Origin of the sequence: Bacillus sp. JJ1773 (assembly GCF_036962035.1) — a bacterium.
Lineage (GTDB): Bacteria > Bacillota > Bacilli > Bacillales > Cytobacillaceae > Cytobacillus.
The window spans coordinates 23,056-35,980 of the sequence record NZ_JBALNX010000032.1; the positions used below are offsets into that span (position 1 = coordinate 23,056).

Genomic DNA, 12,925 nt, shown 5'->3' on the forward strand with positions numbered 1-12,925 from the left:
TGCCGTTATGATAAATATAATTGAAACTTTTTTGAGGAAAATAAAATAAAGTGATTCATTACCTTGATTTTTATTGATAAGATGATTCTGTTATTAAATATCTTATTAAATTGACTCTTTTATTCTGAAGATGTAAGCATTTTTTATCGCAGATTAACGGGCTGTAAGACCCCCACTTCAAGATGTTGAGTAAAACTAAAAATTTCTAGGTGGAGGATCAACAGCCCGTAAAGGCCCGATTGGTTCAACTAACAATCAGTGGAGGATGAAAGCCGACTAAGATTGTCACATCCTGTGGCAACATTGGCACTAGCACGTCTGTGCGTTGGTAAACCCCCACTGATTGAAGTTTCACTTTATCATACGTACGGAGGTTGCACCATTGAAAAAGAGGAATCATAATATTCGAGATATCATCTATATTCATTTGAATGAACGTGAGCAATATGTCATGACGTACGGAATTGAATTTTCTGAGTTCACACAAGCTTTGTTCGATTCGATAAACAATCTGCTATTGTTAAAGCATCGCTATGATGATGCTGACTTTAATATGCACACCTTACATGAATATGTATCAAAAGACAAGCTGAGAAAGCTAATGGATAAAGATGTATATGGGTATGGTGATTTCTGTTGGATTGATTTCGAAGAAGAAGAGGATTTAAATGAGCTTTCGGGCCAAGCCATCGCAGAGCTTTTATACATTGGCCATTTGAAGGAGCATTTGAAACCGCCCTTTTATAATAATTTGAGCAATCGATATGTTTATTTAGCCCATGATGACGGCTGGTTTAATAAAACGTATTATCGGGATTTTAATGATTTTTTCCGAATGCTTGGGGAAGTCATTCCTGAAAAGATGGTCCATACAAAGGTAGAGAAATCATTGCTTGGCTTGAAGAAAAAGAAAACCTATCCGCCGATATCAAATGATATTCTTCGTACATTGAAACCCCTTATGAGAGAAGGGGTCATTCTGTCTATTAAGGATATTGACCAAAGTCGGGCAAAAATTGAAATTCCAGTTTGGCCGATAGGCGATTTTGCCGATATGGATGAAATGTATGAGGAATACGAATATATAGTGAAAACTCCATGTGCTGCAAAGCTTGTCTTTGATAAAAAACTGAGGGAATGGAAAATGTACGGCCAATAATAGAGGTAGACATCTGTTATTGGTTTTTGCATGAGTAAAATATAACTTTGCCCCATTTTCTAAAAATATAGTGTATAATCAGAAGTGCGGAAAAATTTCATACATAATTTAAAGAATGGGTGTTTTCTTACAAGGAAGACTTAAAAGGGAAGTTGGTGTTATTCCAACGCGGTCCCGCCACTGTAAATGGGAGCTTACTGCATTTGACCACTGTACAAGCAATGTATGGGAAGGCGCAGAAAAGCGATGACCATGAGCCAGGAGACCTGCCTAATTCTTATGCACCACAAGCCTACGAGGATAGGAGGTGTTTGACAGGTACAAGCCTTTATTTTCTCGTATGCCTATGCAAACATCTCCATATTACATGTGGGGATGTTTTTTTATTTCAAAAAATGTGGGATTCAGATCAGGGTTATCCCGTATTTCAAAATTGGAGGAATTTAGAATGAAAAAGCTTTATTCAGTATTATTCGCATTGCTGCTGGCTATCGGCGTTTTGGCAGGATGCGGGGGAAGTGCAGAAGAACCAACTGAAAATACTGCAGAGAAGGAAACGCAGCCAGCACAAGAGGAGAAGGCCGATTTTCCGGTTACAATTAAGGATGCCCTCGATAATGAGGTTGTTATAGAGTCGAAGCCTGAGAAAATTGTTTCTCTGCTTCCAAGTAATACAGAGATTGCATTTGGATTAGGTTTAGGTGAGGAAGTCGTTGGGGTATCTGATTTTGACAATTATCCGGCTGAAGCTGCAGAGAAAGAAAAAATTGGCGGTATGGATTTTAATGTTGAAAAGATTATTTCCTTAAGCCCGAACCTAGTATTGGCACATGCATCTAGCGCTCATAATGCAGAAGCTGGTCTTCAGCAACTAAGAGATGCGGGGATTACTGTTCTCGTTGTCAATGATGCGAAAAACTTTGATGAAGTGTTTGATTCCATAAATATGATAGGTACAGCTGGTGGAAAGAAGGAAGAGGCTGAAAAGCTTGTTTCAAGTATGAAAGCAAAGCTTGAAGAGATTAAAGAAAAAGCAAAAACAATCCAGGATGCAGATCGAAAAAAAGTTTTTGTTGAAGTATCCCCTGCTCCGGAAATTTATGCCGTTGGAGCCAACACGTTTATGGACGAAATGCTCAAAATGATTCATGCAGATAACGTTGTAACCGAAGAAAACTGGCCAAAAATGGATCCAGAGGCGGTAATTGAAAGAAATCCGGATGTAATCATTACAACTCACGGATATTATACAGAAGACCCTGTTGGCAATGTACTAGCCCGTGATGGCTGGCAGGATATTAATGCTGTTAAAAATAATCAGGTAATAGACGTAGATTCTGATACAGTCACGCGTTCAGGCCCAAGGCTTGTTGAAGGAGTAGAGCTACTTGCAAAAGCTATTTACCCGGAAACATTTAAATAATAAAATTTTTGCTTATATAATAGCAGTCGGATTTCTAGTTACCGCCATGCTGCTAGGCATTTCCATTGGAACGGTTTCTGTTCCTGCGATGGATATTATTAAAATTATTGGTGCAGAAATTTTCCGCATGACACCAAATGAACAAGTTGATTCGATGTTTTCAAATATTGTTATGAATATCCGTCTTCCTAGGGTTATTCTGGCAGGCTTGGTTGGCGCATCTCTCGCAATTGCGGGAGCCGCCTTCCAAGGTTTATTGAGAAATCCTCTCGCAGACCCGTATACGCTAGGCGTTTCTTCAGGTGCCTCGGTGGGAGCTGTTATTACTCTATTCTTCGGACTTTCCATTCCGTTTTTGGGCCTATTTACGCTCCCGCTATTAAGCATCCTTTTTTCCTTTGCTACCATTTTTCTTGTCCTGCTGTTTGCGCGCCAAGTGGAAAGGTCGATGAAGGTAGAGACGATTATTTTAACAGGTATTATTTTCAGTTCCTTCTTAGGAGCTTTCATCTCACTGATGATTGCTTTAACAGGCGAGGAATTAAGGCAAATTATTGGCTGGCTGCTTGGCAGTGTATCGATGCGCGGCTGGGCTTATATCAAAATTATCATTCCATTCTTTATTATTGGGTCAGTTATCCTGATCATAAATAGCAATGAACTGAATGCTATGTCCTTTGGGGAAGAAAGAGCCCAGCATATAGGCGTGAATGTGCAGAGAAGAAAGATGATGATTCTTATTGCAGGCTCGATGCTTACAGGAGCGGCTGTGGCGGTTTCGGGTACGATCGGTTTTGTAGGGCTCGTTATTCCGCATTTGACTAGGCTGCTGTGGGGACCAGATCATAAGCATTTATTGCCTTTATCCATATTAACAGGCGGCGGCTTCCTTATTCTTGCCGATCTTGTAGCAAGAACCATTATCTCTCCAACCGAGCTTCCGATTGGGGTTATTACAGCGCTTATTGGGGCACCTGTATTTGCAATCATTTTGATGAAACGAAGAACGGAAAGAAGAGGATAAATCATGCTCAGCGTCCAACAGATAACAGGAGGATATACAGGAGATTCTGTCATCAAGAATGTATCCTTTGAACTGGAAAAAGGAGAGTTATTCGGGATATTAGGTCCGAATGGAAGCGGAAAAACAACGTTGCTCAAAATGCTTAGCGGCATTTTGCCTTTTAGCAGCGGGGAGGTCTTATTAAAAGGAAAATCATTAAGTGATTACTCCACAAAAGAATTGGCGAAAATCATTGCTGTTCTGTCGCAGCATTCCAATCAAAGCTTTTCTTATACTGTAAAGGAAACGGTTTCTTTAGGGAGGTATGCTCATCAAAAGGGATGGTTTCATTCGTGGTCACAGGAGGACGAACAGATAGTAAAGCAGGCAATGGAACAGACAGGCGTTGGGCATTTTGAAAGCCATAATCTTCATGAGCTTTCAGGTGGAGAAAGACAAAGGGTTTTCTTAGCACAGGCACTGGCGCAGGAGCCTGAAATTTTGCTGCTGGATGAACCAACGAACCATCTCGATCTTTCCTTTCAAAAGGATTTGCTTGATTTATTAAAAAGCTGGACAAAAAATCGCGGCCTGACGGTTGTCTCTATTTTTCATGATTTGAATTTAGCAGGTTTATATTGTGACCGGCTTTTGCTGTTAGAGAAGGGTGAAATTAATATAAACGACACACCAAATGAAGTTTTGCGGGAAGACCGAATACGAGGGGTCTACAAGACGAAGATTGAAAAGCATCCCCATCCAAAGGTGCCTGCCCCTCAAATGGTGTTACTCCCTGAAGACTTAGCAAGAGATCAGGAATGTTTATGCCTAGATGAAAGTTATCTAGAGCTTTCTGATCAACATGTTGTTTTCCGGTCGCCTATCCCTCTTCGAACAATGTCATCGGGAGTTGTTGGCTCCGGAACAGGTTGGCATCAACTATTTGTGAATCGCCATGTGGATAAAAATTATGACTGCAGTGATCATCGGAAAGAGATGGTTGAGTATCTAAAGGCTCATGGGTTTGAGCCAGGAGAAACCGTGGGCATGATGACAGCCGTCATGCTTCAGGATGTGAGCTATCAGCTTTATCAAGAAGAAAGTTTTGCAGCGTTTATTATTGTAACAGCAGGTGTAGGAAACGCTGTTGACGCAGCCAAAGCTGATGAACATGCTTTTCAATTACAGCCGGGTACGATTAATACATGGGTTTTTGTCAGCGGAGACATGACGGAGGAGGCCATTATCCAGAGCATCATGACTGCTACGGAAGCAAAGGTAAAAGCGTTGCAAGACCTAGAAGTAAAGGACCCTGTTACAGGCACAATCGCCACAGGAACATCGACAGACAGTATATTAGTTGCATCTACTCAAAGAGGCCAGAAGCTAGAATATGCCGGCACCATCACGCCGCTTGGAAAAATGATCGGTAAAGGCGTCTATGAATGTACAAAGGAAGCGATTCAAAAGAGCAGAAAAAGGGTGAAGAAATGATATTGTATCACCTGATTGCCCTGACGATTGCCATACTAATCGATCTAGTCGTAGGTGACCCGCCACACTTTCCGCATCCTGTTAAATGGATGGGTTCTCTCATTTATAAATTAGACAAAAGCTGGAATAAAGGAAGCTCGAGAAGATTAAAAGGAACAGTCATGCTGTTAACAGTTTTACTGACAGTAGGTGGTATATCTCTCCTGCTTGTCAATGTCATGTATGGGATCCATCCGCTTGCTGGCATACTTGGGGAAGCAATTTTGATTTCAACTGCCATTGCACAAAAAAGTCTAAAAGAGGCTGCTCTGACTGTTTACGATCCTTTGAAAAAGGGAGATCTCGCGGAGGCTAGACATAAGCTATCTTATATTGTCGGCCGGGATACTGATAGGCTTGAAGAGCCTGAAATTGTAAGAGCGACCGTTGAAACCGTTGCTGAAAATACGAGTGATGGGATTACGGCTCCGCTTTTCTGGGCGTTAATTGGAGGAGCTCCTCTTGCACTTATTTATCGGGCGATTAATACGTGTGATTCGATGGTTGGCTACCGCAACGAGAAATATGAGGACTTTGGCTGGGCTTCTGCCCGTCTAGATGATGCCGTTAACTGGATTCCGAGCAGGCTGACGTCTGTCTGCATGCTGTTTGGAAACCGTTCTTTGTACACTAGTACGAAAAAAGTGCAGGAAATTGTTTTACGTGATGCAAAAAAACACCCAAGCCCAAATTCTGGCTGGGGAGAGGCGGCCGTTGCTGGGCTATTAGGTATTCAGCTCGGCGGCATCAATTATTACAAAGGAATCGTTTCGAATCGGGCAACTATGGGGGATCCGATTTTTAAACTTGAAAAAGAGCATATTCTTAAGACAAATCATATTGTTACACGTACTATTCCAATCTTTTTATTCTTGCTGTGGATAGGAGGAATGCTCATTGAATTGGCCCGTACATGGTTCTAATCCTCAGTATTTATTCGCTGCACTAAATATGCCGCTGCCGGATCATATGGTTGACTTTAGCGCTAATATTAATCCGATGGGACCGCCTCCAATATTATTAGAAAAATGGCCCGAGCTTTTTTCAATAATAGCTGATTATCCTGATCCAAAAGGGCGTAAGTTTAAAAAGAAACTAGCGGAAATTGAAAACCTATCGGAAAGACAAATATTAATTGGTAATGGGGGAGCGGAGCTGATTTCACTTATTGGTAGAAAGCTCGCCGGAAAAAGAGTTATGATCGTTCAGCCATCTTTTTCAGAATATGAAGAAGCATGCCGGATTAACGGCTGTACGATCGATTACCATCAGTTGAGTCCTGACAAATGGGGATTAGATGTAGAAGCTTTAGCGGAAAAAATGCCCTATACGGACGCATTATTTCTTTGTAATCCATGCAATCCAACAGGTGTTTATTATTCTAAGTCTAAACTGATTGAACTGATGAATGAATGTCAAAAACAAAATTGCCTTTTTATTATGGATGAAGCCTTTTATGATTTCCTTTCCGAGTATGAGTCAATGGTTCCTTACATATATGAGTTCTCGAACTTGCTTATCATTCGATCCATGACGAAAATGTTTGCAATACCAGGTTTGCGATTAGGATACGTGATGGCAAATCAAGCCATCATTGATCATTTGGCAAGCTTCCAGCCACATTGGAGCATGAATGCACTTGCCTTACAGGCAGGAGAATGGTGCCTTGAAAGTGAATCTTATGTAAGGGAAACTAGGGAGTTAATCGATAGGGAAAGAGAAAGACTATTTAATTTTTATAGACAGAAAGAATTAATGGTATCCCCTTCACGAGTTAACTTTTATTTATTAAAGGACCCATTCGTTGATGATCAGCTTCCGCTTTTTCAATTTTTACTCTCAAAAGGAATCATTCCAAGGCATACGATGAATTTTCCAGGACTAGAAGGTGCCTGGCTGCGTTTTGCAATAAAGGGTCCAAAGGAGAATGACAAACTTATGGGGGCGATAGAGGAATGGCGGAGTCGTCCATAATCTTTATTAGCGGCGGTGTTCGGAGCGGAAAAAGCAGCTTCGCTGAACAGCTTGCAGCAGGTGAAGCGGAAAATACAGGCGGACAGCTTCATTACGTTGCTGCAGGACAAGCGAGTGATTCGGAGATGAAGGATAGAATCCAACGGCATCAAAAGGACCGTCTGAATAGTGGCTTAAGCTGGCAGACGTGGGAAAAGCCCACTAAGCTGCAAGAACTCTCGGGTGTCTTTACCAATACAGATATTATATTGTTAGACTGTTTAACAACTCTATTAAATAATGAGTTCTTTAGTGTGGATGAGCAATGGATGAAACCTGAATTTCAACAAAAGGTCATGAAAGGGATACTAGAAGGAATTGAACAGATTTCGCAAAATTGCCATCGGCTCATTGTCGTTAGCAATGAAGTATTAAATGAACCGCAAGGCAGCAATGAATTAGTCTTCATTTATAGGAGAATGCTTGGTCAGCTCCATCAGCAAATCGTTGCCACAGCTAAACAAGCTTTTCTTGTGGAGGCAGGCATTCCCATCCTGATGAAAGGAACAGAATGAGCATGAAAGGGATTATGATACAGGGAACAGCTTCAGACGTGGGGAAAAGCTTAATTGTTACTGCCCTTTGCCGGGCGTTTTCTAATAAAGGCTATAAAGTAGCACCATTTAAATCACAGAACATGTGCAATTTTTCTTATATAACTAAGGGCGGCAAGGAAATAGGCCGATCTCAGGGACTGCAGGCTGAAGCTGCCAAAACAGAGGCTACTGAATGGATGAATCCTATATTATTGAAGCCAAGGCCCAATCAGAATTCAGAAATTGTTTTACTCGGGCAGACCTTGGAGACTGTCTCTGGAAAAGGCTATCGGGATTTGTTTTACGAAAAGGGATTGCAAACGATTGAAACGGCGCTTGAGAATTTATCAAAAGAATTTGACCTGCTTGTGATGGAAGGAGCAGGGAGTCCGGTTGAAATCAATTTAAAGGATAAAGAGCTTGTTAATATGAAGGTTGCCGAAATGGCTGATGTTCCGGTGATATTAGTAGCAGATATTGAAAGAGGCGGTGTCTTTGCCAGCATTGTCGGCACATTAGAGTTACTTTCTGCTGCAGAAAGAGCCAGGGTGAAGGGGCTCGTTATCAATAAGTTTCGCGGTGACCCTACGTTATTCGAGGATGGAGTGGAATGGCTGGAGGAAAGGACGGGTGTTCCTGTTCTGGGCGTTCTTCCTTATGTAGAAAATCATATGATTGAAGAGGAAGACTCTCTTTCAATGCCTACCGGAAAAGCCTTTGTTATCGAAGCATCCCGTCCCAATGAATTAGATGATGAGAAGTATGATGAACTTTCTTCACGATTATTGGGGAATTTAGATTGGGAGAGGCTGAAGGAGATTATTTTTAATTGGGGTATGGCTGATGAAATGGTTTAAAGGATTACTTATCAACCTGCAGTTTTTTACTTCGATTCCGATCCCTTTCGAACTGCCAATGGATAAAGCTCATCTTGAAAAATCGATTAAGACTTTTCCGCTTCTGGGTCTCATACAAGGGATCATATATGCATCTATTCTTTATGGCTTTCTCCACTGGACTCCGTTTTCGCTTTTAACCGCTGCATTTGCAGTGTGGCTTGCGGGGATTATGCTGACTGGCGGGATCCATCTTGATGGGTGGATGGATGCAAGTGATGCGTTCTTTTCTTATCGGGACCGAGAGAAAAGGCTTGAAATCATGAGTGACCCGCGGACAGGTGCCTTTGGTGTGTTATCTGTCATCGTATTATTAAGCGCTCGTTTTCTTTTTATCTATGAGGTTATCCAAATGATCCATCCGGTTTCATATGTGCTGATCGCAATGCTGCCGTTTTTCAGCAAAATAGTGATGGGTGTTTTGTTATTAAAAGTGAAACCGGCTAAAAAAGAAGGCTTGGGCACGCTGTTTAAACAAGCGGCTAATGAAAGAACCCTCGTTGTCTATCCGATTTATATCGTCATTTTGCTTATCATTGCAGCAGTTTTTCTAAAGGCAGTCATTTGGGGGATGCTCTTCTTTATTTTTGTCTCAGGATTCATTTTTCTTTTTTTACGAAAAAAAATTAGTAGCTGGTTTGGCGGAATGACAGGGGATGTGCTCGGAGCAAGTGTAGAGGGGACGGAGGTACTGCTATGGATGACACTGTGGTTATTGCATTATTTCGCCATGGGCTGACAGAAGCAAATAAACGACAAGCTTATCTCGGCTGGACGGATTCACCTCTATGTCAAAATGTAGAAAAAGTTTCGGAAAAATATGATTATCACTTTTCAAGTGATTTAGGAAGATGCTTAGAGACGGCAAACATGAAGTTTCCTAATGAAACGGTTCATACAATGGAAGAATTTCGGGAGATGAACTTTGGCAGGTGGGAAGGAAAAACATATAAAGAGCTCGAGAATGATCCGGAATATCGGCATTGGCTTTCTGATCCCTTTTCTAAAAAGCCGCCAAAGGGAGAATCGTTTGATGAGTTTTTTGAACGAGTGGATTTAGGCTGGAGCAAGGTGACCGATATGATTATTAACCTTTCTTTGGACAAAGCAGCAATTGTCACACATGGAGGGGTTATCCGGGCATTATTAACGAAATGGGCACCGATTGAGAAGGGTTTTTGGGAATGGGAAGTCCCCCATGGTAAAGGCTATGAGCTCATCTGGAATCGGGATGATCTTAGGAGGGGTGAACGATGCACTTTGTTACGGGAGGCGCCTTTAATGGTAAATCTAAATGGGTAACAGAATATTATCAATTAAAGGATGCTCCTCATTTGTGGATTTCCTGCCATAAAAATGAACTCGCTCCCTTGAGCTTTGATAATCATCTAATTGTAATTCTTGAAGGAATTGAAGTTTTGCTAAAGGATTTATCAGCTCAAAATGAAATCAGTCAGGCCAGGATGCAATGGCGGCTTCAGCTTTCTGAGTGGATGAATTGGGAGAATGAAGATCCGCGCAGAAAAATAATATTAATAGGAACAGATATGAATAAAGGAATTGTTCCGATGCTTGCAGAAGATCGTAAGTGGCGTGACCTGACCGGCTGGGCTTATCAGGATGCCGTTCGAGCAGCAGGCAGAGCAGATTTAATCTGGTATGGGATTAGCCAACGGTTAAAATAAGAAAAAAGCTATGAATGTAAAAGGTTAATTCTAAAGGTATTTCAAGCTTTACAGGTTGCCATAAAATCATTCATTTATAAAGGAGCAGTGACAATGAGAATTTACACACGTACAGGTGATAAAGGGAAAACAAGCATTATCGGCGGAAGAGTAGATAAGGATGATATTCGGGTTGAAGCATATGGAACGGTTGATGAAGTGAACTGCTTTGTTGGTCAGGCAATGGCGCAGCTGGATAAAGACAAATTTAAGGATATTTTGGATGACTTGGAAAAAATCCAGCACGAATTATTTGACTGTGGCGGCGATTTAGCGAATGTTAAGAAAGATCGTGAGCTGAAACTTCAAAAGGAATCCGTTGAATACTTGGAGAAAAAAATTGATGAATTAATTGAAGAGGCACCTAAGTTAGAAAGATTTATTTTACCAGGGGGAACACCTGCTGCAGCATCGATCCATATTGCCCGAACGGTAACGAGGAGAGCGGAGAGATTAGTCGTTTCTTTAAAAAAGGCAGACCCTGAAATTCCAGAGGCAGCCCAGCAGTATTTGAATAGATTATCAGATTATTTCTTTGCGTTGGCCAGGGTCATCAACTTCCGCTTGAATGAAAAGGATGTTGAATATATCCGAAGTGCGAAGGTTTTTCGTGAAGGGAAACGCAAGGAGGATAAGTAAATGAAAAGCATGAAAATGGCTTTAATTGCTTTATTAGTGGCATTGACAGCCGTTGGTGCCGCAATTAAAGTTCCTGCGATTATCGGCAGTGTTGGTTTAGATGCTTTTCCTGCGCTGCTTGCCGCTGCCATAATAGGCGGTCCTTCGGGTGCTGTCGTTGGGGCTATGGGGCATTTTCTGTCAGCTTTACTAGGCGGGATGCCGATGGGGCCGTTTCATGGAATTGTTGCTGTTGAGATGGCCATCCTAGCCTATGTTTTTGCCATTCTTTACCGAAAAGGGATGAAGTGGCAGGCAGGTATGTTCTTTATTATTGGGAATTCGTTTGCCGCGCCGCTTCCGTTTATGTTTTTAATTAGTGAAGCATTTTATTTGTCTATTGTGCCGTCTCTTTTAATTGGCTCTGCCTTGAACACCGTCCTGGCCTTCATTCTAATTCCGAGACTAGCCCGATTGGTCGAGCCTATGCTCTCTAGAGTGAGAACATACGAATGAGGGATGTGCTGATCATCCCTTTTAATGGGGAAGAATCTCTTGTCATTGCTAGTGATAATAGCGGAGGGATTGGATTAAAGGAGATGGATGAAGTCCAGGTTCCTTATGAGACGGTAGCTTATTATAGCTTCCGAGTAGCGGTTATGGAGTGTATGGCAGCAGGGGGTAAGCCCTTTGCTGTTACGGTACAGAATTTTTGTGGAGAACATGCTTGGACCGCATTAATGGACGGTATTAATCGAGGGATTGAAGAGCTCGGTTTAGAGGGGATTCAGATTAATGGCAGTACGGAAAGTAACTTTTCGCTAGTACAGTCAGCAGTTGGGTTAACTGTTCTTGGAAAGGTGAAGAACGATACTGTTGACCATAGTTTGAAGTTTTCAGAGGAGACGATGGTTGCGGTTATTGGTAAGCCATTGGTTGGAAATGAGGTTGTCGAGTTAGAAGCGGAAGTCGCGCCTCTATCTTTATTTAAGCAATTTTGTTTATTGGAGGATGTCATCCTGTTGCCTGTAGGCTCGAAAGGGATTCTCTATGAAATGAACCAATTGTTTGTGAATCGGACATTTAGGGAGACGGAGATAGCTGCCGATTTAGATGTGAAAAAATCATCGGGACCGTCTACTTGTTTTCTGGCTGCTTTTAGCCAAGAGAAAAAGGAAGATATTATGGCCGCAGCTAGTTCCTATTTTCATAAAGTTGAAGTGATCAAATGTTAAATTTATTTGTGATTAGACACGGGGAAACGGAATGGAATACGCAAAAAAGGATGCAGGGGCGGCTAGATTCTGATTTGACAGAAAAGGGCAAGAAAGACGCGCGATCATTGGGAGAAAGACTAAAGGATACAGATTTCGTGCGGATTATTTCCTCCCCTAGCAATCGGACATTAGAAACGGCTAAGTTAGTTGTTGGGGAAAGAGCAGTGGCTATTGAAACAGATGAAAGATTGATGGAGATCCATTTGGGAGATTGGCAGGGGAAAGTGGAAGAGGATATTGAGAAGGAATATCCAGATCATTTTCATGCTTACTGGAATTTGCCGGCTTTGTATGAAAGTGTGGGTGGAGAGAGCTTTTCTGATGTGAAAGAGCGTATACTTGAGTTTTTATTAGAGCTAGAGAACGCCACTCCTTCTGGAAATGTTCTCGTTGTTACGCATGGAGTCGTGATCAAAGCACTTTATCTTTTATGCAGAAATGCCCCTATTGAAGAAATTTGGAACCCCCCTTTCATCCATGGAACGAGTCTAACAACGATTAAGATGCAGGATGGAAAAATGGAATTAATTTTGGAAGGCTGTACAGCGCATTGCGGCTAGACTTGCTTATTAGTAAGTCTAGTTTTTTGTTCTTTTAGGGGGAGTTGTCGAACTCAGCAGAACTGGTGCTTATTTCTAGGTTAATTGTGACCGTTAGGAGTGGAAAAAGGAATCGAACGGTAATCAAAGAGGACTAATGGTGACCGAACGGGTTGAAAAAGGCCAGGATCGGTAATCAAAGAG

At 41.7% G+C, this 12,925-nt stretch carries 14 protein-coding genes, 1 pseudogene and 1 riboswitch; all 15 genes and pseudogenes read left to right on the top strand.

Going from position 1 to position 12,925, the window contains the following annotated elements; translation table 11 throughout:
* Nucleotides 1–382 precede the first annotated feature (382 nt).
* The 15 genes and pseudogenes from V7127_RS08385 (at nt 383) to V7127_RS08455 (ending at nt 12,742) form a co-directional block, all read left to right on the top strand.
* The gene (locus V7127_RS08385; RefSeq protein ID WP_335353495.1) at nt 383–1,159 is read left to right on the top strand and encodes a hypothetical protein; all 777 of its coding nucleotides are present in this window, start codon (nt 383–385) and stop codon (nt 1,157–1,159) included.
* Between the two features lie 100 nt (nt 1,160–1,259).
* Nucleotides 1,260–1,447: riboswitch (cobalamin riboswitch) on the top strand.
* A gap of 160 nt (nt 1,448–1,607) precedes the next feature.
* Nucleotides 1,608–2,582: an ABC transporter substrate-binding protein gene (locus V7127_RS08390; protein ID WP_335484818.1), complete on the top strand. Its 975-nt coding sequence runs from the start codon at nt 1,608–1,610 to the stop codon at nt 2,580–2,582.
* Entirely contained in the window at nt 2,548–3,606 is a 1,059-nt protein-coding gene (locus V7127_RS08395; RefSeq protein ID WP_335484820.1) for a FecCD family ABC transporter permease, read from the top strand. The genes V7127_RS08390 and V7127_RS08395 overlap by 35 nt, the downstream gene beginning before the upstream one ends.
* 3 nt (nt 3,607–3,609) lie before the next feature.
* Nucleotides 3,610–5,079 carry a heme ABC transporter ATP-binding protein gene (locus V7127_RS08400; protein ID WP_335484822.1) on the top strand — a complete coding sequence of 490 codons (1,470 nt, stop codon included), beginning with the start codon at nt 3,610–3,612 and terminating at the stop codon, nt 5,077–5,079.
* Entirely contained in the window at nt 5,076–6,041 is a 966-nt protein-coding gene (gene cbiB, locus V7127_RS08405) for an adenosylcobinamide-phosphate synthase CbiB (protein WP_335484889.1), read from the top strand. The genes V7127_RS08400 and cbiB overlap by 4 nt, the downstream gene beginning before the upstream one ends.
* A complete protein-coding gene (cobD, locus tag V7127_RS08410) occupies nt 6,016–7,092 on the top strand; it encodes a threonine-phosphate decarboxylase CobD (RefSeq protein ID WP_335484824.1) in 1,077 nt (358 codons plus the stop codon). Before cbiB ends, cobD begins: the two co-directional genes overlap by 26 nt.
* Nucleotides 7,074–7,646, top strand: coding sequence for a bifunctional adenosylcobinamide kinase/adenosylcobinamide-phosphate guanylyltransferase (locus V7127_RS08415; protein WP_335484826.1), 573 nt, complete (start codon nt 7,074–7,076; stop codon nt 7,644–7,646). The genes cobD and V7127_RS08415 overlap by 19 nt, the downstream gene beginning before the upstream one ends.
* Before the next feature lie 2 nt (nt 7,647–7,648).
* Nucleotides 7,649–8,368 (top strand): annotated as a pseudogene (locus tag V7127_RS08420) (cobyric acid synthase); the annotation flags it as partial.
* Nucleotides 8,369–8,510: 142 nt separating this feature from the next.
* A complete protein-coding gene (cobS, locus tag V7127_RS08425) occupies nt 8,511–9,302 on the top strand; it encodes an adenosylcobinamide-GDP ribazoletransferase (protein WP_335484828.1) in 792 nt (263 codons plus the stop codon).
* Nucleotides 9,260–9,865, top strand: a complete 606-nt coding sequence (locus V7127_RS08430; protein WP_335484830.1) for a histidine phosphatase family protein — start codon at nt 9,260–9,262, stop codon at nt 9,863–9,865. The genes cobS and V7127_RS08430 overlap by 43 nt, the downstream gene beginning before the upstream one ends.
* A complete protein-coding gene (locus V7127_RS08435; protein WP_335484832.1) occupies nt 9,817–10,248 on the top strand; it encodes a hypothetical protein in 432 nt (143 codons plus the stop codon). The genes V7127_RS08430 and V7127_RS08435 overlap by 49 nt, the downstream gene beginning before the upstream one ends.
* A gap of 93 nt (nt 10,249–10,341) precedes the next feature.
* Nucleotides 10,342–10,926: a cob(I)yrinic acid a,c-diamide adenosyltransferase gene (locus V7127_RS08440; RefSeq protein ID WP_335484834.1), complete on the top strand. Its 585-nt coding sequence runs from the start codon at nt 10,342–10,344 to the stop codon at nt 10,924–10,926.
* Nucleotides 10,927–11,421: an ECF transporter S component gene (locus V7127_RS08445; RefSeq protein ID WP_335484836.1), complete on the top strand. Its 495-nt coding sequence runs from the start codon at nt 10,927–10,929 to the stop codon at nt 11,419–11,421.
* Entirely contained in the window at nt 11,418–12,140 is a 723-nt protein-coding gene (locus V7127_RS08450; protein ID WP_335484838.1) for an ATP-binding protein, read from the top strand. Before V7127_RS08445 ends, V7127_RS08450 begins: the two co-directional genes overlap by 4 nt.
* Nucleotides 12,134–12,742: a histidine phosphatase family protein gene (locus tag V7127_RS08455; RefSeq protein WP_335484840.1), complete on the top strand. Its 609-nt coding sequence runs from the start codon at nt 12,134–12,136 to the stop codon at nt 12,740–12,742. Before V7127_RS08450 ends, V7127_RS08455 begins: the two co-directional genes overlap by 7 nt.
* Nucleotides 12,743–12,925: the final 183 nt, after the last annotated feature.

Coding starts and splice junctions, on each gene's coding strand:
- V7127_RS08390 (WP_335484818.1), top strand. CDS start 1,608: ATGAAAAAGCTTTATTCAGTATTATTCGCATTGCTGCTGGCTATCGGC.
- V7127_RS08400 (WP_335484822.1), top strand. CDS start 3,610: ATGCTCAGCGTCCAACAGATAACAGGAGGATATACAGGAGATTCTGTC.
- cbiB (WP_335484889.1), top strand. CDS start 5,076: ATGATATTGTATCACCTGATTGCCCTGACGATTGCCATACTAATCGAT.
- V7127_RS08415 (WP_335484826.1), top strand. CDS start 7,074: ATGGCGGAGTCGTCCATAATCTTTATTAGCGGCGGTGTTCGGAGCGGA.
- cobS (WP_335484828.1), top strand. CDS start 8,511: ATGAAATGGTTTAAAGGATTACTTATCAACCTGCAGTTTTTTACTTCG.
- V7127_RS08430 (WP_335484830.1), top strand. CDS start 9,260: ATGGATGACACTGTGGTTATTGCATTATTTCGCCATGGGCTGACAGAA.
- V7127_RS08435 (WP_335484832.1), top strand. CDS start 9,817: ATGCACTTTGTTACGGGAGGCGCCTTTAATGGTAAATCTAAATGGGTA.
- V7127_RS08440 (WP_335484834.1), top strand. CDS start 10,342: ATGAGAATTTACACACGTACAGGTGATAAAGGGAAAACAAGCATTATC.
- V7127_RS08445 (WP_335484836.1), top strand. CDS start 10,927: ATGAAAAGCATGAAAATGGCTTTAATTGCTTTATTAGTGGCATTGACA.
- V7127_RS08450 (WP_335484838.1), top strand. CDS start 11,418: ATGAGGGATGTGCTGATCATCCCTTTTAATGGGGAAGAATCTCTTGTC.
- V7127_RS08455 (WP_335484840.1), top strand. CDS start 12,134: ATGTTAAATTTATTTGTGATTAGACACGGGGAAACGGAATGGAATACG.